The sequence below is a fragment of the Microvirga sp. P4_A5 genome, assembly GCF_056402495.1.
In genome coordinates this window covers 17,439-35,506 of record NZ_JBFUHH010000017.1, presented here as the reverse complement: position 1 = coordinate 35,506, position 18,068 = coordinate 17,439, and the positions used below count along the sequence as shown (strand labels likewise).

Genomic DNA, 18,068 nt, shown 5'->3' with positions numbered 1-18,068 from the left:
TTGTACCTACTTCCAACCCAAGCCTGACAAACTCCGTCACCGGGACAAAAGAAGCCGATGAGCACCGTTCGCACGGGCCTGAACCTGATTGAAGACCTCGGATCCACCGCGGCGGAGCGGGCCATCGCAGAAATTCGCGCAGCCCGACCGGTCGTCCTGCGGGGCGACGGCCAAGCGCTCGTGACGGTTGGCGTCGAAGGCCTGGAGGCTGGATTGGCGGAACGCCTGGGCCGATTGGGTGAGAGCCCGGCCCGGCTCGTGCTGCCTGCCGCGCGCCTGCGCCATCTGGGACTGGATCGCCTCGTCTCGGGCGTGGTGGCGCTTCCGACAATCGATCTCGGGCGGATCGAGACCCTCGCGCTGAAAGTGGATGGCCGCGTCGACGCGCCCGTGGGCCCGAGCTCCAGGCTCGAGGACGTGGCGCTTGAGCTGGCCCATCTGGCGCTCGTTTTCCCAGCGGTGGTTGCCGTTCCGATCGACCCCGCGATCGCCCCGGATCTCGGCGCCCTCGTCGTCGACGCGGACGATATTCGCTCGTTCAAGCGCCGCAAGATCGACGCCCTCCATATCGTGAGCCGCGCGCCCGTGCCCCTCGATGGCGCGCCCGACACGGAATTCGTGATATTCCGGGGCGGCGAAGGTCTGCGCGATCAGGTGGCGATCATCATCGGAAAGCCTGACTTTTCCGGGATCGTCGACGTTCGCCTGCATTCCGCATGCCTGACCGGAGACCTCTTCGGCAGCCTCAAATGCGATTGCGGCGACCAACTGCGCGATACGGTTTCGCGGATGGCGAAGGGCCAGGGCGGCATTCTGCTGTATCTGGACCAGGAAGGCCGCGGCAACGGCATCGCCAACAAGATGAAAGCCTACAAGCTTCAGTCGCAGGGATACGACACCTATGATGCCGACGAGGTGCTAGGCTTCGACCTCGACCAGCGGCGCTTCGAATTCGCAGCCGCGATGCTGAAGCAGCTCGGCGTCTCGTCGGTGCGGCTGATCACCAACAACCCGATCAAGATCGCGGCCTTGCGCGAGGCGGGCCTGCGTGTGGAAGAGCAACGCGTGCTCGGACGTGCGACGGCCGAGAACGTGCGGTATCTTGCCTCCAAGCGGGACCGCGCCGGGCACAAGATCGATTTCGATGCGCTCGCGGCGTTCGCCGCTCCTAACGACTGACCGCAACCGGCGAAAATTCCATGCGCGCAACAGGGGGTCCGGCCGCCGCCAACAGGCCATGGCCCCTGTCGGCCTACCTGGCGATCCTCGTCGCTGCATGGGCCGCTCTCGGCTGGCCGTGGCTGTCGGGTCATGTCACCATCCCCTGGGATGCAAAGGCGCATTTCTACCCGCAGCTGCAGTTTCTTGCGCAATCGATCCATGGCGGCGAATGGCCCTTCTGGAACCCTTATGTCTTCGCGGGTCATCCGCAGATCGCCGATCCCCAATCGCTGATTTTCTCGCCTCCCTTTCTGGCCTTGGCGGCCCTTTCGCCGGACCCGGGCTTTCGCGCCGCCGACGCGACGGTCCTCGCCATGTTGCTGGCGGGGGCGATCGCGATCCTGCTTCTCGCCCGGGATCGTGGCTGGCATCCGGCGGCAGCGCTCATGGCCGCTCTCGTTTTCGCCTATGGCGGCTCGTCCGCATGGCGCATCCAGCACATCGGCCAAATCCTCAGCCTCTCTTATTGGCCGATTGCTTGGCTCCTTCTGAGTCGCGCGCTCCACCGCTCTTCGCTCGGCTATGGCTTGATGGCGGGCGTGGTTGCGGGATTCATGGTGCTAGGGCGGGATCAGGTCGCGTATCTGGCGATCTGGCTGCTGTTGGGGGTCGTCGCCTGCCACGTCGCCTTCGCGCCCTCCCCCAGAGCCGCGATCCGGCGAGCCTGGGCGCCGCTGGCAATGGGCATGCTGGGCGGGCTGATGATCGTGACCATTCCTCTGGTGCTGACCATGCTCCTCAACGGCGATTCCAATCGCTTCGTGATCGACCGCGAGGGCGCCGGACGAGGATCCCTCCATCCCGCCCTCCTTCTCACGGCGGCGGTGCCGCAGCTTTTTGGGGCTGCCGGGCCGCTCGCGCAGCATTGGGGCCCTCCCAGTCCGGCATGGGGACCTGTCGATCTCTATCTCGCTCGCAATATGGGCCAGATCTATTTCGGCGCGCTGCCCCTCGCGGCCCTCTTCGCGCTTGGTTGGCGGCGGGGATTGTTCCGACGGCCTGAGGTCAAGGGCATCGCGTGGGCGACGATAGGCGTTCTGGTCTACGCGCTCGGCCGCTATACCCCACTCCTGGGGCTGACCTTCGATGTCGTGCCGGGCCTGTCGCTGTTCCGACGCCCGGCGGATGCAACCTTCCTGCTCACTCCCCTCGCGGCCCTCTGCGCCGCCTATCTGCTCAATCGCTGGCTCAGCGACGATACCCGCCCCGACCCGCGCGGACTGCTTCTTCGCGTCGGCGTGGGATTTGCCGTGTGCATTGTCGCCGCCGCGGCCGTCGCCGACGGCAAGGGCCAGGGAGGTTATGCACTCTGGCCGCTCGCGCAATCCGCCGTGTTCGCTGGCGTCGCGATCTTGATCCTGTTCGCCCTGCGCCCCCTCGCGCGCTGGAACGCTCTCGCGTCAGCCCTGCTGGCGACCGGCTTCATGATCGTCGATCTCGGCTGGAACAATGGCCCCAGCGAATCGACGGCGCTGCCGCCATCGATGTTTCAAGCACTGGAAACCGGCGGTGGCGACCCGACCATAGCGTTCCTGAAGGATCGCGTATCCGCCACCGCATCGCCGACGCGGCGCGACAGGGTCGAACTCGCCGGGATCGATTTCCACTGGCCCAACGCAAGCATGATCCATCGGCTCGAAAACACCCTCGGGTACAATCCGGTGCGGCTGCGCTGGTACAGTGAGGCTACGGGCGCTGCCGACCACGTCGCATTGCCGGATCAGCGTAAGTTTTCGGCGCTGTTCCCGTCCTATGAATCGCGGCTCGCCAACCTCCTCGGCCTTCGCTACATCGCGTCACGCGTTCCGCCGCAAGAGATCGACCCGCGCCTGAAGCGCGGTGCGCTGCCGGTCATCGGGCGGACCGATGAGGCCGTGATTGCCGAAAATCCCGCTGCCCTCCCCCGCATCATGTTCGCGTCGCAATGGCAGCTCGCCGATTTTCCCAGCATGATCAGAACCGGAATCTGGCCGAGCCAGTCGGATGACGTGGTGCTGCTCGAGCGAGCACCCCGCGCCCTGAACAACCGCGCCGGATCGTCCGGTGCCCAGATCGCTATCGAAACCTACCGCAACACGGACGTAACCATCGCGGTCTCATCCGATGCCGGCGGTTTTGTCGTGCTGAACGATGCCTGGCATCCTTGGTGGTTCGCGTTCGTGGATGAGACGCCCGTCGAGATGCTGCGCGCCAACGTGATCTTTCGCGCGGTCCAGGTGCCGCCCGGTCGCCATCGGGTGCGCTTCGCGTTTCGTCCTTTCGCGGGGGCCTACGACCAGATCGTGCGCCGCATGGGCTTCTGATCAGGCGAGACCTTTCATCACGCCGACCACGCCGTCCGCCTGCGAGCCCACCAGGTGGCGAAGAAGCACGCGGTCGATGATCTCGTCACGCAGCACCTCATCGCGGTGAATGCCTCCGGCGATGAAGAGGGCGTCGATCCCGAAGGCGCGAGCGCCCGCGATGTCGGTTCTGAGCGCATCGCCGATCGCCAGGATGCGTGATTGATCCACGTCGCTTCCGCGCGCATCGCGGGCCAATGCCAGCGCCCGTTCGTAAATCGGCCGATGCGGCTTGCCGGCCCAGTAAACGTCTCCGCCCAAGTCCCGGTAGATGACCGCCAATGCACCCGCACAGGGCAGCAGATCGTCTCCCACATGCACCACCAGATCGGGGTTGGCGCAGATGAACGGGAGGCGACGCGAGACGGCATCCGTCAGCACGTCGCGATAATCGTCCGGCGTTTCCGAGTAGTAATCGACAAGTTCGGTCGCCACGATGGCGTCCGCTTCATGCACATCGACCAGCGAAACGCCAAGCCCGTCGAACACATGCTCACCTCGGGTCGCGCCGATATGGAAGATGCGCCTCACACCGGTTTCGCCGATCCGCAATCGGGTGAGATCGCCGGAGGTGACAATGGCATCCCAGGCCTCGCGCGAAACCTGCTTTCGGTCGAGCAGCGCCGCGACCTCGGCGGCCGTTGACGGCGCGTTTGAGATCAGCACCACGCTGCCGCCCCGGCGGCGAAACTGGGCCAGTGCGAGGCAGGCCTCCGGATAGGCGCGAACACCGTCATGAACCACGCCCCATACGTCGCAGAACACGACATCATAGCCCGCGAGAAGCGGCCCGGCCGAATGGAGAAGGGAAAGATTCATGGGCGCGACGATCCTTTCAGCGGGCGAGGCCGCAGCCTCGACGGATGGGGGATAGCAGGATATCAGTCCTTAGGGCGCGACACCCGTCCCGCCAACCGACAATGTCCCGATGGTTCATATGCTCCGCCCCTTCCTTGCCCTGATCGGATTTCTGTTTGTTTCGACGGCGGCCCCCGCGGCGTCTCTCGACGGAATAGCGGTTGATGTGACCAACGCCAGCGAACCGGTTCTGTGCGCAGAAAAAGACAACGTGACGATCAATTTCGCGTCTCCGACTGTGCGCAATTTTCGCATCGAGGCAGCGCATCCCACCTATCTGGGCAGCCTGCGCGACGACAAATGGGAGCCGGACTGGACGGCTTGCGGAACCCTGACGGCTGAATCCTCCGCCGCTCCGCCGGTGCACAAGGTCACGTTCTACGAGAGCGTCGACATGTGGCTGACCGGCTTCACGTTTCCCAATTTCTGGCGCCAGAGCGATGTGGCGGTGCGGGTCGGCGACCGGGTCGAGAAGAACCTTCATCTGGTCCAACTCTGGGTCCGGCGGGGCGACCGCGCCGAAGAGGTGCTGGTTCTCTATCCGGCCGATGGCTACTGGCGCATCCGTCCCCTGCCGCCCGCCCATCTGGGATGGAGCGCCTACGGATCGTCCTTCCTGCTCGGCCCCATCGAAGTCGGCGAGCGGCCTGTGGTCAATCTCAAGGATGTCGAGTTCGACCCCAAAACGATGACCTTCACCGTGACGTTCGCCAAGGGCGGAAAGGCCACCGTGGCGATAAAGAACCTGGACCGCGACCGTCTTACGCTGGACGTCAGTTTCGATCGCCCCGTCGAGCGCGGCGCCTTCGCGGCTTTGCGGTCCATGTATGTGACGGAGTTCAATGCCGACGTCGCGCGGATCGCAGTCCGACCGGAAGGAGCGCCGTCCTGGACCGAAAGCCCCATCATGACTTTCGGCAGCGCAAAGGCCACCGACGTGTGGATGGGACGCCTCGTGCCGTCCCGGCACAACACGAGCGCTCCGGACATGATGTTCAACAGGTTCGGCGACGGGACGAAGGCGCCCTGAGGCCGAAGCCGATCAAAGCAAAAGGCGCCGCTTGCGCGACGCCTTGAACGTGGTTGGGCCGGAGCTCCTGCAGGAAGAATTACATTCCGGAATCGAACGAATAGGAGACGGTCAGGCCCAATCCCACCTGATTTTCGGATCCAAAGCGCTTCACGATCGGGCTGTCCGCAGCGTCACCGACAAGCCGCTTGTAGGAGACGTAGCCGGTGGTCGACCACTGATCCGACCAATCATAGGTCAAACCGGATGTCACCCCGACTGACGTGATGCCGCCCGAAGGTCGGTAAGCCGTCACTCGTCCGTTGAGTGCTGCCTCGTAGGGCGTCACGCCGAAATAGGTGCGGGCAAAAGAGCTGTCGCCGAGAGCGAGGCGGGGGCCCACCGAGAGCGTGAAGGCGCCGTAGCGCTGCACGACGTCGAGGCCGAAATCGGCCACGAACCCATCGTGCCCGTTGATCCCGTGCCTGATCTCCCCACGGGCGCGCAGGAATTCCACAGGCCAGTATTCCATGAAAACACCGGGCTCGATCGCCCAGTCGATCTTTTCAAGTCCGAACAGCCGCCGGTCGCTCGCCAGATAGCGACCGCCCTGATAGCGACCCACCACGCCGATCGTCAGGGAGGATTGCTCGACGAAGGAGAAGCTCAGGCCATCGTCGGGCGCGCTGTAGCGCACAGGTGTCCCGGCCCGGCGAAAACTCACCGAGGGAAACGCTACGAAATCCATGTCGTCGGAACCCGGATAGGACGGGCCGATCCGGGCATTGCCCTTCAGGGTCACGACCCAGCCAGCCGGATTGGTGGGCAGGGCTGTAAAAATAGGATCGGCCGCAGAGGCGGGAATTGCCGCCAGCGCGGTGGCGGTGAACATCGCAAGAGACTTCAGACGCATGACAATTCCCGGTTCGAATTTCCGCCTACCTCGTGAGGTCATTCGACAACAAGGTCAAGCAAGATCGTAACGAACGCAACGTAATCTTGCGCCCGGTATAGCCTCCAATGGACCTAAGCCCGGAAGATCGGCTCGTAAGGCTAACGAATTCTACCGACCACCCGTTTTACGGCCCACCTGTTGTTAGCGTCTTTGCGGGCGCAGGGACCGGGCCAGCTCGCGGATGACATTGTCCTCGATGTTCAGATTGAGACCGTCCTGATCGTCGTCCGAGTGATCGCCTTCTCCAGCCGAGGGGGCTTCGGGCTTTCCGGCGGGAGGCTGTCGGCCCGGGCGCTCGGCAGTCGGGCCGGTGTTGCGGCGCTGTTCGGCCTGATCGCCATTGTCCCGGGGGGCTTTCTGCGGCGCATAGTTACGATTGGCGCCGAGACGTCCCTCGAGAGTATCGAGCAGCGTGTTGAGGGCGGCGTTGGACAATGGAACATCAAGGGAGGGCGGAAGACCTTCGAGGGCGATCGCGCGGTTTTGGTATCCCGCCTCACCCGTGACCTCGGGGCCGAACCACGGCAGAGGTCGGAAATCCCGGGAATCGTCTTCCTTGTCGAAATCGACCGAAATGAGATCAAGCGGTCCCGGTGTCACGAACCGGTCGACGCGCACTTCGCGAGCGCCGATGGACAGCGTGGAACGCACATAATCGACCTTCCCGGGCGTCACATCCAGAAGCGCTTCGGCGTGAGTCCGGGGCACATCGGTTCTCTCCTCCACCGGGATGCCGCCACCCGAGGTGACCAGAACGAGACTACCCTTGTCGCCGTCGATGACGACGAACGAGCTGCGATCCGCCTGATTGGGGAAATGACCCTCGGTAAGACGGTTGCCGCCCCGCTCCTTGCGAATGAGGCGGGCGAGCGACGAAGCAATGAGATAACGTCTTGTAGTAATCATTTTAGTCTCTCTCTAATCTGGAAGTCTAAATACGCCAATTCAAGAAAATTTCCAGATGCTTATCAATATTTACAATATTGTTACACTTAACCGCCGGGGAAATGTATTGAACTGTAACGCTTTGTTCCTGACGCTGGCGGAACAATTCCTAGACAGCCAGACCTGCGCTCTACCCGCACGCTCAAGCGGGGCGGGTCGGCAGTCTTCGAGGTCCGCATGCAGTGTCAGGCCACGGCAAAGATCCCGAGACGTCCCTCGTGGACAGCGTGGCAGGCCACCCCATCCAGCAGCTTTGGGATTTCCCGACGACAGCGCTCGTTCGCGAACGGGCAGCGCGGATTGAAAGTGCAGCCGCTCGGCGGATTGATGGGGTTGGGGATCTCGCCGCTGATCGGCGCCCGTTCTTCGCCGGCCATGTTCATGTCCGGCACGGCGTCGAGGAGCATCCGCGTGTAGGGATGCTTTGGCGCCGCAAAGAGCTCCCTGCCGCCGGAGATCTCGACGATGCGACCAAGATACATGACGCCGATGCGCGTGGCCATGTGCCGCACGACCGCCAGGTTGTGACTGATGAAGAGGTAGGTGAGCCCGAACTGATCCTGCAGGTCCCGCATGAGGTTGAGGATCTGCGCCTGCACCGACACGTCGAGCGCGGAGGTCGGTTCATCGCAGACGATGAATTCGGCGTTCGACGCGAGCGCCCGTGCAATGGCGACCCGCTGGCGCTGGCCGCCGGAGAATTCGTGCGGGAATTTGACGCCGTCCGCAGGGTGGAGCCCTACCAGCGAAAGCAGTTCCCCGACCCGCGCGCTGATCGCCTTGTCGCCCTCGAGAAGACGAAAGGCGCGGATCGGCTCGGCAACGATATCCTCGACCTTCCAGCGTGGATTGAGACTCGCATACGGATCCTGAAAGATCATCTGGATGCGCCGGCGCAGGCGCTGCCTGTCCTGAGCGGAGGCGCGCCCCACCATGGGAACGCCGTCGATCGTCACGTCGCCACCGCTCGGCGGCAGCAAGCCCACCACCATCCGGGCAACCGTCGACTTGCCCGACCCCGACTCGCCCACCAGCGCGAAGGTCTCGCCCCGCGCGATGTCGAACGATACGCCATCGACAGCCTTCAGATATTGCTTCTCACCACCTTCAAGCACGCGGTTGAGCCAGGGCTTCGAGATGTCGAAGGTCCGGCGCAGATCGTTGATCTGCGCATAGGGTTTTTCGATCACGCGACAGACTCCGTCTTGGCCGGGGCTTCATCGTAGAGGTGGCACGCAACAGGATGCATGTCGCGCGCGATCGGTTCGGGACGCTCTACCCGACACCGGTCGAACACGAAGGGGCAGCGGGGATTGAACGCGCAACCCGGCGGAATGGCCGATAGCCGCGGCATGCTGCCGGGGATCTGCGTCAGGCGATGCGTGTCGCCTACGAGCGATGGAATCGCTCCCATGAGGCCTTTGGCGTAAGGGTGGAGCGGATGCTGCACCACTTCGCGCACGGGGCCGATTTCGACGATGCGGCCGGCATACATGACGGCGACACGATCCGCGGTCTCCGCAATCACCCCCATGTCGTGGGTCACCAGCATGATGGCCGTACCGTGATCGCGCCCCAACCGCTTGAGGAGAGCGATGATCTGCGCTTGGACCGAGACGTCGAGGGCGGTCGTCGGTTCGTCGGCGATGATGAGTTCGGGTTCGGCGCAAAGTGCGAGCGCGATCACCACACGCTGACGCATTCCGCCCGAGAACTCGTGCGGGTAGCTGTCGATCCTGCGGTCCGGTGCTGGGATTCCGACCTCCGCGAGAAGATCGATCGCGCGTTTGCGGGCAGCCGTGGCCGAAAGATTGGTGTGCGTGCGAATGGTTTCGATCAGCTGCTCTCCCACCCGATAAAGCGGGTTCAGGCTGGTCAGCGGATCCTGGAAGATCATGCCGATGCGTTTGCCACGCACCTTGCGCATGTCCTCAGGGGGCAGATTGTCGATCCGATAGCCCGACAGCAGGATCTCGCCACCGGCAATCCGTCCCGGGGGATCGATGAGGCCCGTGACGGCCGAACCGGTGACGGATTTTCCGGCGCCGGATTCGCCCACCACGCCCAGCACCTCGCCGCGCGCAATGTCGAAGGAGATGCCGTCGATGGCCTTGAGCGCGCCGCGCCGCGTCACGAATTCCACACGCAGGTCGCGGACCGAGAGAACGGGCTCTGTCATAGCGATACTCGCCCTCTCATCGCAGTTTCGGATTGAGTGCATCGCGCAGCCAATCGCCCAGAAGATTGATGGCGAGCACGAGCGCCGCAAGTGCGATGCCGGGAAATGCGACAATCCACCATTCGCCCGAGAACAGGTAATTGTTGCCGATCCGGATGAGCGTTCCCAGAGACGGCATCGTCTCGGGCATTCCCGTTCCGAGGAAGGATAGTGTCGCCTCGGTGATTACCGCGAGCGCGAGATTGATGGTGGCGATGACCAGGACGGGGCCGGTGACGTTCGGCAGGATGTGCTTGAGCATGATGGCGGAGGCCGGCAACCCGATGAGACGGGCCGCCGCGATGTAGTCCTTGCTCTTTTCCACCATCACGGAGCCGCGCACGGTTCGCGCATATTGAACCCAGAAGCTTAGGCCGATGGACACCACGAGAACCGCCAAGGTGGTGCCGGCATCGAGGTTGCTCCCCAAGACCGCTTTCACCACGCCGTCGATGAGAAGCGCGATCAGGATGGCCGGGAAGGTGAGCTGGACGTCCGCGATCCTCATGATGATGGTGTCGGTGATCCCGCCGAGATAACCCGCCAGAAGGCCGAGGGTGATTCCCAGCGTCGCCGAGAATGCGACGCCGAGAAACCCGACCAGCAGCGAAATCCGCAAGCCGTAGAGAATGGCCGACAGGATGTCGCGCCCCTGCTCGTCGGTTCCGAGCAGGAAGGGCGATTGTCCCTCCGCATCCCAGAGTGGCGGAAGACGGCTGTTCATGAGTTCAAGTTGCGCGGGATCGAAGGGGTCTTGCGGGGACAGCAGGCCGGCAAGCAGCGCTCCCAGAAAGAACAGCAACGTCAACGTGGCCGCCACCATGGTGAGCTTGGAGCGCTTGAAGCTTGCCCACAYATCGCCGTCGAGAAATCGCGCCAGCCACGAGGGCGGACGCGGCGCGACGATCGGATCGACGCCGGAGGTCTCTGACATGGTCGTCTCCCTCACGCCGGTTGCCGGATGCTCGACCGCAGGCGCGGATCGACCACCGTGTAGAGAATGTCGACGCTCAGATTGATGATGACGAAGATCAGCGCCACCAGCATCAGGTAAGCGGCCATGATGGGGATATCTACGTTTTGGACCGCCTGCACGAACAGCAATCCCATGCCGGGCCATTGGAACACCGTCTCGGTGATGATCGAGAAGGCGATGACGGAGCCGAGTTGCAGGCCGACGATGGTGATCACCGGCACGAGCGTATTCTTGAGCGCATGGCCGAAATTGATGGCGCGCGTGGTGAGACCGCGGGCGCGGGCGAACTTGATGTAATCCGTGCGAAGGACTTCCAGCATTTCGGCCCGCACGATGCGCATGATGAGGGTCATCTGGAACAGGCCGAGCGTGATCGAGGGCAGGATCAGCGCCGTAAGGCCGGATTTCGTCAGGAAGCCTGTCGTCCACCAGCCGAGGCGAACCGTGTCGCCGCGCCCATATGAGGGCAGCCATCCCAAGGTGACGGCGAAGAGATAGATCAGCAGAATGCCGATGAGAAAAGTCGGCAGCGAAATTCCCACCAGCGAAATGGTCTGGAACAGCTTGGCGACGAAGCTTTCGCGGTTGAGCCCTGAAAAGACGCCCATCAGGATACCGAACACGATGGCAAACACGGTGGCGCAGAATGCAAGTTCCAGTGTCGCGGGCATTCTCTCGGCGAGCAGATCGGACACCGGTTGGCGGAACTGATACGAGACACCGAAATCGCCTTGCGCCGCTTGTGCGAGGTAGCGCCCAAATTGAATCGGGACCGGATCGTCGAGCCCAAGCGAACGCCTGACCTGCTCGCGCTCGGCAGCCGGAGTGTCGATGGAGACGATCTGGTTCACCGGATCGCCTGCGAAGCGGAACATCGAAAATGAGATCAATCCGACGGTCAATAAAACACCGAGCGCCTGAAAGGCACGGCGCAAAATAAATGCAAGCATCAATGAGTCCTACAAATCCTGCCCGAACGACGCCAAGGGCGGCGGCACGGTTGCGCAGTAGGTCCCGAGCGCGGATGCTCCGCGCCCGGGAGATGGATCGGCAGGCGATTAGTCCTTACGGGCCCAATACAGCAGCACGGAATTGTCCGCCCGCTGGCTGAGCTTGACCTTCTTCGACACGCCCCATGCCAGCGATTGCTGATGGAGCGGGATATAGCCGAAATCCTTCGTCGTCTCCTGGAAGGCTTCTTTGATCAACTGATCGCGCTTGCCCTTGTCGTTCTCGACAAGGATCTTGTCGGCCAGTTCGTCATGCTTCTTGTTGCAGTAATTGCCGAGGTTCGATTCCCCGCGCGAGGACTTTGCATCGTCGCGGCAGCCTTCGATATCGAACAGCACGTTATGGCTGTCGAAGGTTCCGGGCGTCCAACCAAGCAGGTAGAACGAGGTCTGGTAGTTGCCGGATTTGAGGACCTTGGCGAAGTACTGAGCCTTCGGTTGCGCCATCAAATTGATCTTGACGCCCACGCGGGCAAGCATGCCCACCACGGCCTGGCAGATCGCCTCGTCGTTCACATAGCGGTCGTTCGGGCAATCCATGCCCACCTCGAAACCATTCGGATATCCGGCATCGGCGAGGAGTTTCTTGGCGCCGTCCGCATCGTATTTCGGACGAACGAAATCCTTTGAGAAGGCGAAGAGCTCAGGCGCGATCATCAGGGCCGAAGGCGTCGCGAGTCCACGCATCACGCGGGATTTGATGGTCTCGATGTCGATGGCCTGGAAGAATGCCTGCCGAACTTTCGGATCCTTGAAAGGATTTTTGCCCTTCACATTCGAGAACAGCAATTCATCGCGGGTCTGGTCGAAACCGAGGAAGATGGTGCGGAGCTCGGGGCCCGTCATGACCTGCGCGTTGGCGCTGGAGTTGACGCGCGCGATATCCTGCAGCGGAACCGGCTCGATGACGTCCACTTCGCCCGAGAGGAGAGCCGCGACGCGGGTCGCATCGGAATTGATGGGCGTAAAGACGATCTCGTCGAGATTATGCTCGGCCTTCGTCCACCAATCGGGGTTCGCCTTGAATACGGTCTTCACCCCGGGCTGGTGGCTTTCGATCTTGAATGCCCCCGTGCCGTTGGCGTTGAGGGCCGCGTAGCTCGGGCTCGTGGCGGCGGCGGGCGTCGGGCCGGCGGTGTTGTTCGCCTCGGCCCATTCCTTGTCCATGATATACCAGGTGTCCCACTGGTAGTTCAGGATCGGATTGGGCGATTTCAGCTTCACATCCACCGTGTAGTCGTCGACCTTCACGAATTCGGCGGCGCTGGGAACGCGCGTCTGGAAGTTGGAGCCGGGAGCACGAACGCGGGTTGCGGAGAAGACCACGTCGTCCGCGGTGAACGGGTTGCCATTGTGAAACTTCACGCCTTTGCGAAGGAAGAACCGCCACGTCAGCCCGTCATCGCTGATTTCCCATTTCTCTGCGAGGCCCGGCTGCACGGCCAGATCCTTGCCGCGCCGCGTGAGGCCCTCATAGACATGGCCGAGATGCGCGTTGGTGGTGGTTTCGTTCAGGGTGTAGGGATCGAGAGACTTGAGATCGCCCTGGTTGGCATATCGAAGCGTGACTGCCATGGCCGGCAAGGCGGTTCCTGCCAGCAGAAGGGCGGCAGACGCCGCCCAAATTCGTGTCCGGATCGTCATTTTTTGTCGTTCTCCTCTGAAGTCCCGCGTCGATGCGCGATGTTTTATGTGCGAGAGGCTCGCGTGGTCGCGATTGTTCTCTCGATGACGCCGGAAGTTAGACAGGTAATGGGTCTACGGTCTAGCCCCACTTGGCGATCAAAGTGGATCACCTAGGCTGCTAGCTTCGCAATGACCCGGCGCAGAAGCCGCTCGCCGGCTTCGAACTCACTGATCTCGATATATTCGTCAGGCTGGTGCGCCTGGGCGATATCTCCGGGCCCGCAAACGACCGTCGACCATCCGGCCTGTTGAAAAAGACCCGCCTCTGTTCCGTACGAAACGACATGACTTCCGTTATCGCCCGTCAGCCGGCGCATCAAACGCTCGGCGGAACCGTCCTGCTCCTGGCGCAGGCCCGGCACGTGGGAAACCAATTCTACCTCGATTCCGGCCTCTGGCGCTATGGTCCGCATGGCGGGAACGATCTCCGCGACATGGTTCCTGTATCGCGCGAGATACTCCATCGGGTCTTCGCTGGGGATGGCGCGGATGTCGGAATAGAACCACGCCGAGGATGCAACAATGTTAGCGGCGGTGCCGCCCTCCATGACGCCGCAATGTAACGTGGTGTAGGGCGGCTCGAACGGATTTGCGGCATCGTGTTCCGCACGGTTGCGGTTCATGATGTCTTCCAGCCACACGATCAGGCGGGCACCTGTCATCACAGCGCTGACACCCTGGTCGATCCGGCTCGAATGGACGGCGCGGCCGGTGAGCCGTGTCCGCAATTGGACGGATGCCTTGTGGCCGGTAACGACCGCATGCCGGGTCGGCTCGCCCACGATGACGGCGGATGGCGACGGAATGGCCTCTGCCATCTGCTCCACCATGGACGGTGCGCCGCGGCAAGCCAGTTCCTCATCATAGGACAATGCGATGTGAAGGGGGCGTTTCAGGTCCGCCTTCAGCATGTCGGGAACGAGCGCCAATGCGAGGGCATCGAAACCCTTCATGTCCGTCGTCCCCCGCCCGTAGAGACGGCCGCCGCGTTCGGTCAATGTCCACGGGTCGCTCGTCCAGTCCTGCCCTTCCACCGGAACCACATCCGTGTGTCCCGACAGGACCACGCCGCCTTCCACCATAGGGCCGATAGTCGCGTAGAGATTGGCCTTATCCCGTTCCGGACTGAAAACGAGATGGCTCTCGACGCCGTGGCTGTTCAACCAATCGCGACAGAAATGGATGATGTCGAGGTTGCTGGAGGTCGAGACGCTCGGAAAGGCAATCAGGCGCGCGAGCATTTCGCGGGAAGACAGCTGCATCGACAATCGCTCCGTGGATCGCCGCCAGCATCGGGCCGGTTGCGGCTCGCGGTCAAGGCGCAATCGCGATTGCGGGAGAGACCGCCCAAAGATTGACCTTTCGGCGTCGGTGGGCCCATGATCCACGCCCGCAACCCGAAACCAAAAAATGACTCGCGATACCGTTCTCAGCCCCGATGCGCCGAAGCCTCTCGGCCCCTATTCACAAGCCGTCAGGGCCGGCGGCCTCGTATTCGTGGCGGGGCAACTGCCCCTCGATGTCCACGGCGGCGTCATTGGCCAAAACGATATAGCGCGCCAGACCGAGACGGTATTCGCCCATATGGCGGCAATCCTCCGAGAGGCGGGGTCATCGATGGAGAAGGTTGTGAAGACCACCGTTTTCCTGACGAACCTCGATGATTTCGCGGCGATGAACGACGTGTATGCGCGCTGCTTCGACGCGCCGTTTCCCGCGCGCTCGACAGTGGAGATCACTCGCCTTCCCAAAGGCATGCTGATCGAAGTCGAGTGCATCGCTCTCGCCTGATATCCGACATTTCAAGACCCTCAAGGACCCTTCATGGCAACCTTCGACGTATCCCTGTCCGATATCGAAGCCGCGAGAGCGCGCATCGCTGGTCTTGTTCGCCGAACGCCGGCTTTCGAGAGCGCGGATGTATCGGCACTGCTCGGCCGCCGCACGATCCTCAAGTTCGAGGCATTGCAGATCGCCGGTTCGTTCAAGGTGCGCGGCGTCTTCAACAAGGTGATGGGCCTCACGGAGGAGGAGCGCGCGCGGGGCCTGGTCACCGTATCGGGGGGCAACCACGCGATCGCGTTGGCGAAGGTGGCGGGCACGTTGGGGATCGACGCGCTGGTGCTGATGCCGAAGGTCACGCCGCGGTTCAATATCGATCTCACGGAGAAGTACGGCGGCCGCGTCGAGCTCTGCGAGGATGCGGCGGAGGCTTTTGCCAAGGCCGAGGCGTATGGACGGGCCGGAATGCTGTTCGTCCATCCCTACGACGATCCGGCCATCATCGCGGGACACGGCACGGTGGGTCTCGAATTCATCGACGACTTTCCCGACCTCACCCATGTCTTCATGTCCATCGGCGGTGGTGGATTCATCGCGGGGAGCGCTGCCGCCCTGAAGTCGAAGAGCCCTGCGCTCACGATTTACGGCGTCGAGACGACGGGTGCCGAGACGATGACCCTGGCGCTGAAAGCCGGTGCGCCGGTCACGATCCGGGCCACGTCGCTGGCGCGGACGCTAGGCGCCCCCTTCGTCACGGACCGCACCCTCGAGGCGGCCAGGACTTTCGTCGAGCGCATTCTCGTGGTCGACGACAAGCCGGTGGTCGAGGATCTCGTCTGGCTGCTTCAGACCGAGAAGGTCCTGTGCGAACCGGCCGCCGCGTGTGTGCTCACCGCGGCCCGGGGCATGGCCGAGACCCTGCCGGCGGACGCCGTCGTCGGACTTGTGCTCTGCGGCTCCAATGTGGCACTCGACGATCTCACCGGGTGGCGGCAACAATTCGCCATCTGAGCACACCAGGATTCGAGGACGCCATGAGTGACGGAAAGAAGCCCAACGCCGCGCATCTGGCGTCGCCGTCGTTTCGACTTCCGGCCCTCGACCAGGAGTTTCTGCTCGGTGATTCCATGCGGGGCGTCCGTTTCCAGCTGGAATACGCCAAGGCGGAGGAAAGTCTCAGGATCTGGGGCGTGCGGTCGACGATCGTGGTATTCGGGAGCGCCCGCATCAAGGAGAATGGGCTCGGTCGGCATACTTTCTGGTACAACGAGGCACGAACTTTTGGCCGCATCGCGTCCGAGCGGGGGGGCGCGCTCAAGGTCGGCGAGGGCGCGCGCGACAACGTGATCGCCACCGGCGGCGGACCCGGCCTGATGGAAGCCGCGAACCGCGGCGCGGCCGATATCGGCGCTCCGTCCATCGGATTCAACATCACCCTGCCGCGGGAGCAGGAGCCAAATCCATACTCGACCCCGGAACTCACCTTCCGTTTCCACTATTTCGCCATGCGCAAGATGCATCTGGCGATGCGGGCCAATGCCCTGGTCGTGCTGCCGGGCGGGTTCGGGACGTTCGACGAATTGTTCGAGATCCTCAATCTTCGGATCACCGGCAAGGCGCCACCGCTGCCCATTGTTCTGTTCGACCGGGCCTATTGGGAGAGCGTCATCAACTTCAATGCCCTGATCGAAAATGGCATGATCACGGAAAGCGAGCGCGATGTCGTGCAATATGCCGAAAGCGCCGAGGAAATCTGGCGCAAGCTTGTCGGCGGTGGCGTCCTGACGCGCCTGCCATAGCAGTCTGTCGTGGCTGGCGGCCGCGAACTTGTCCGCGACCGCCAGAGACCTGGATCAGGTGGCCGAGATCTGGCCGCCGTCCACCCGAAGGATCGATCCTGTCATGAACGACGCTTTTTCGCTCGCGAGGAACACAGCCGCGGCTGCGAATTCTTCGATCTCTCCATAACGACCCGCAGGAATCCCCGCGCGCGCTGCCGCTGCGACGTCTTCCATCGAACGCCCGGTGCGCTCGGCATTGGCAGCGTCGAGCTGCTTGAGGCGATCGGTGGAAATCCGGCCCGGCGCGATCGCGTTGACGGTCACGCCCGACGATGCGACCTCGGCCGCGAGAGTCTTGCCCCATCCGACGAGCGCCGGCCGGATCGCATTCGAAATCGCCAGGTTCGGTATGGGTTGAATCACACCCGAGGAGATCACAGAAATGATGCGGCCGAACTTGCGCTCCATCATGCCTGGCAACACCTGATCGGCGATGCGCACGAGGTTGACGAACATCGCCTCGAATGAGGTGCGCCACTGGTCGGATGACACGCCCTGAGCTTTCCCCGGAGGCGGACCGCCGCTGTTCAGCACGAGGATGTCGATGCCACCGAGTGCCGCCACCACATCGCGCACCAGGGCGTCGACCTGATCGACCTTGCCGGTATCGCAGACGAAGGGCACGACCCCGGGGCCGATCTTGTCGGCGGCAGCTTTCGATCCGTCCATCGAACGGCTCGCGATGGCAACCCGCGCGCCCTCACCGGCCAGTCCCTGTGCAATGCCGAAACCCAGACCTTTGCTTGCGCCAAGCACAAGCGCTCGCTTGCCCGTCAAACCCGTATCCATGCCGTGAGGCTCCTTTGCATATCCCGCCTTCGCATATCACGCGTGCGACGAGCCACACAAGGCGATAGCCCTCAGACGCTCGCTCAGGATTTTGCCGCGTTCCGCTTTCGTGTAGCGGCTGCATTCTTGGCGGAAGCCGACCGCGCTGCGGGGGACCGTGAGGCCGCGGCTTCGCCACCCGCTTTGCCGCCTTTCTTTGCCGAAACAGTCGTGTCCTTCTTGCCTCTTCCCGAACCGCTCTTGTTGCCGCCGCCGCTTTCCTTGTTGACGGTAGCCCAGGCGCGGCTCTCGGCTTCCTTCTCGGACACGCCGCGGCTCTCATACGATGCCTCGATATGCTCGGCCTTGCGCTTTTGCTTGTCGGTGTAGCTGGACTTGTCTCCCCGGGGCATTCTCGCCTCCTGTCGATCCGCTCGGGCTCCCTTGCGTGGGACGC

Annotated in this window: 17 protein-coding genes; 6 read left to right on the top strand and 11 right to left on the bottom strand. The window is 63.0% G+C overall.

What is annotated here, in order from left to right; genetic code table 11:
* The first annotated feature begins 57 nt into the window (after positions 1 to 57).
* Both ribA and AC1DVM_RS07545 read left to right on the top strand, forming a co-directional pair.
* Positions 58 to 1,179 (top strand): GTP cyclohydrolase II RibA, encoded by a 1,122-nt coding sequence (gene ribA, locus AC1DVM_RS07550; protein ID WP_477253363.1) that lies wholly within the window; start codon positions 58 to 60, stop codon positions 1,177 to 1,179.
* 20 nt (positions 1,180 to 1,199) lie between these two features.
* A complete protein-coding gene (locus AC1DVM_RS07545) occupies positions 1,200 to 3,524 on the top strand; it encodes a hypothetical protein (RefSeq protein WP_477253362.1) in 2,325 nt (774 codons plus the stop codon).
* Here the strand turns inward: AC1DVM_RS07545 and AC1DVM_RS07540 are convergent, their stop codons facing one another.
* A complete protein-coding gene (locus AC1DVM_RS07540; protein WP_477253361.1) occupies positions 3,525 to 4,382 on the bottom strand; it encodes a TIGR01459 family HAD-type hydrolase in 858 nt (285 codons plus the stop codon).
* A 118-nt stretch (positions 4,383 to 4,500) separates the two neighbouring features.
* Between AC1DVM_RS07540 and AC1DVM_RS07535 the strand changes: the two genes are divergently transcribed.
* Entirely contained in the window at positions 4,501 to 5,451 is a 951-nt protein-coding gene (locus tag AC1DVM_RS07535; RefSeq protein WP_477253359.1) for a hypothetical protein, read from the top strand.
* A 79-nt stretch (positions 5,452 to 5,530) separates the two neighbouring features.
* Here the strand turns inward: AC1DVM_RS07535 and AC1DVM_RS07530 are convergent, their stop codons facing one another.
* From AC1DVM_RS07530 to argE, 8 genes are all read right to left on the bottom strand, one after another.
* The gene (locus AC1DVM_RS07530) at positions 5,531 to 6,343 is read right to left on the bottom strand and encodes a MipA/OmpV family protein (protein WP_477253357.1); all 813 of its coding nucleotides are present in this window, start codon (positions 6,341 to 6,343) and stop codon (positions 5,531 to 5,533) included.
* Between the two features lie 183 nt (positions 6,344 to 6,526).
* Positions 6,527 to 7,291, bottom strand: a complete 765-nt coding sequence (locus tag AC1DVM_RS07525; protein ID WP_477253355.1) for a CYTH domain-containing protein — start codon at positions 7,289 to 7,291, stop codon at positions 6,527 to 6,529.
* Positions 7,292 to 7,515: 224 nt separating this feature from the next.
* The gene (locus AC1DVM_RS07520; RefSeq protein WP_477253393.1) at positions 7,516 to 8,517 is read right to left on the bottom strand and encodes an ABC transporter ATP-binding protein; all 1,002 of its coding nucleotides are present in this window, start codon (positions 8,515 to 8,517) and stop codon (positions 7,516 to 7,518) included.
* Positions 8,517 to 9,509, bottom strand: coding sequence for an ABC transporter ATP-binding protein (locus AC1DVM_RS07515; RefSeq protein ID WP_477253353.1), 993 nt, complete (start codon positions 9,507 to 9,509; stop codon positions 8,517 to 8,519). Before AC1DVM_RS07515 ends, AC1DVM_RS07520 begins: the two co-directional genes overlap by 1 nt.
* Positions 9,510 to 9,525: 16 nt before the next feature.
* Positions 9,526 to 10,482, bottom strand: a complete 957-nt coding sequence (locus tag AC1DVM_RS07510) for an ABC transporter permease (protein WP_477253351.1) — start codon at positions 10,480 to 10,482, stop codon at positions 9,526 to 9,528.
* 11 nt (positions 10,483 to 10,493) lie between these two features.
* Positions 10,494 to 11,474: an ABC transporter permease gene (locus tag AC1DVM_RS07505; protein WP_477253349.1), complete on the bottom strand. Its 981-nt coding sequence runs from the start codon at positions 11,472 to 11,474 to the stop codon at positions 10,494 to 10,496.
* Positions 11,475 to 11,582: 108 nt separating this feature from the next.
* Positions 11,583 to 13,178, bottom strand: coding sequence for an ABC transporter substrate-binding protein (locus tag AC1DVM_RS07500; protein ID WP_477253347.1), 1,596 nt, complete (start codon positions 13,176 to 13,178; stop codon positions 11,583 to 11,585).
* Between the two features lie 152 nt (positions 13,179 to 13,330).
* Positions 13,331 to 14,482: an acetylornithine deacetylase gene (gene argE, locus AC1DVM_RS07495; protein ID WP_477253345.1), complete on the bottom strand. Its 1,152-nt coding sequence runs from the start codon at positions 14,480 to 14,482 to the stop codon at positions 13,331 to 13,333.
* A gap of 148 nt (positions 14,483 to 14,630) precedes the next feature.
* Here argE and AC1DVM_RS07490 point away from each other — a divergent pair, with 148 nt between their 5' ends.
* The 3 genes from AC1DVM_RS07490 to AC1DVM_RS07480 are packed head-to-tail and all read left to right on the top strand — an operon-like array spanning position 14,631 to position 16,801.
* The gene (locus tag AC1DVM_RS07490; protein WP_477253343.1) at positions 14,631 to 15,011 is read left to right on the top strand and encodes a Rid family detoxifying hydrolase; all 381 of its coding nucleotides are present in this window, start codon (positions 14,631 to 14,633) and stop codon (positions 15,009 to 15,011) included.
* A 33-nt stretch (positions 15,012 to 15,044) separates the two neighbouring features.
* On the top strand, positions 15,045 to 16,013 hold the full coding sequence (locus AC1DVM_RS07485) for a threonine ammonia-lyase (protein WP_477253341.1): 969 nt from the start codon (positions 15,045 to 15,047) through the stop codon (positions 16,011 to 16,013).
* 23 nt (positions 16,014 to 16,036) lie between these two features.
* Positions 16,037 to 16,801 (top strand): LOG family protein, encoded by a 765-nt coding sequence (locus AC1DVM_RS07480; RefSeq protein WP_477253339.1) that lies wholly within the window; start codon positions 16,037 to 16,039, stop codon positions 16,799 to 16,801.
* Positions 16,802 to 16,855: 54 nt separating this feature from the next.
* Here the strand turns inward: AC1DVM_RS07480 and AC1DVM_RS07475 are convergent, their stop codons facing one another.
* Positions 16,856 to 17,632 (bottom strand): SDR family oxidoreductase, encoded by a 777-nt coding sequence (locus tag AC1DVM_RS07475; protein ID WP_477253337.1) that lies wholly within the window; start codon positions 17,630 to 17,632, stop codon positions 16,856 to 16,858.
* 83 nt (positions 17,633 to 17,715) lie between these two features.
* Positions 17,716 to 18,024: a plasmid stabilization protein gene (locus tag AC1DVM_RS07470; protein ID WP_477253335.1), complete on the bottom strand. Its 309-nt coding sequence runs from the start codon at positions 18,022 to 18,024 to the stop codon at positions 17,716 to 17,718.
* Positions 18,025 to 18,068: the final 44 nt, after the last annotated feature.

Coding starts and splice junctions, on each gene's coding strand:
- AC1DVM_RS07500 (WP_477253347.1), bottom strand. CDS start 13,178: ATGACGATCCGGACACGAATTTGGGCGGCGTCTGCCGCCCTTCTGCTG.
- AC1DVM_RS07490 (WP_477253343.1), top strand. CDS start 14,631: ATGACTCGCGATACCGTTCTCAGCCCCGATGCGCCGAAGCCTCTCGGC.
- AC1DVM_RS07535 (WP_477253359.1), top strand. CDS start 4,501: ATGCTCCGCCCCTTCCTTGCCCTGATCGGATTTCTGTTTGTTTCGACG.
- AC1DVM_RS07525 (WP_477253355.1), bottom strand. CDS start 7,291: ATGATTACTACAAGACGTTATCTCATTGCTTCGTCGCTCGCCCGCCTC.
- AC1DVM_RS07530 (WP_477253357.1), bottom strand. CDS start 6,343: ATGCGTCTGAAGTCTCTTGCGATGTTCACCGCCACCGCGCTGGCGGCA.
- argE (WP_477253345.1), bottom strand. CDS start 14,482: ATGCAGCTGTCTTCCCGCGAAATGCTCGCGCGCCTGATTGCCTTTCCG.
- AC1DVM_RS07515 (WP_477253353.1), bottom strand. CDS start 9,509: ATGACAGAGCCCGTTCTCTCGGTCCGCGACCTGCGTGTGGAATTCGTG.
- AC1DVM_RS07505 (WP_477253349.1), bottom strand. CDS start 11,474: ATGCTTGCATTTATTTTGCGCCGTGCCTTTCAGGCGCTCGGTGTTTTA.
- AC1DVM_RS07470 (WP_477253335.1), bottom strand. CDS start 18,024: ATGCCCCGGGGAGACAAGTCCAGCTACACCGACAAGCAAAAGCGCAAG.
- AC1DVM_RS07540 (WP_477253361.1), bottom strand. CDS start 4,382: ATGAATCTTTCCCTTCTCCATTCGGCCGGGCCGCTTCTCGCGGGCTAT.
- AC1DVM_RS07545 (WP_477253362.1), top strand. CDS start 1,200: ATGCGCGCAACAGGGGGTCCGGCCGCCGCCAACAGGCCATGGCCCCTG.
- AC1DVM_RS07475 (WP_477253337.1), bottom strand. CDS start 17,632: ATGGATACGGGTTTGACGGGCAAGCGAGCGCTTGTGCTTGGCGCAAGC.
- AC1DVM_RS07485 (WP_477253341.1), top strand. CDS start 15,045: ATGGCAACCTTCGACGTATCCCTGTCCGATATCGAAGCCGCGAGAGCG.
- AC1DVM_RS07480 (WP_477253339.1), top strand. CDS start 16,037: ATGAGTGACGGAAAGAAGCCCAACGCCGCGCATCTGGCGTCGCCGTCG.
- ribA (WP_477253363.1), top strand. CDS start 58: ATGAGCACCGTTCGCACGGGCCTGAACCTGATTGAAGACCTCGGATCC.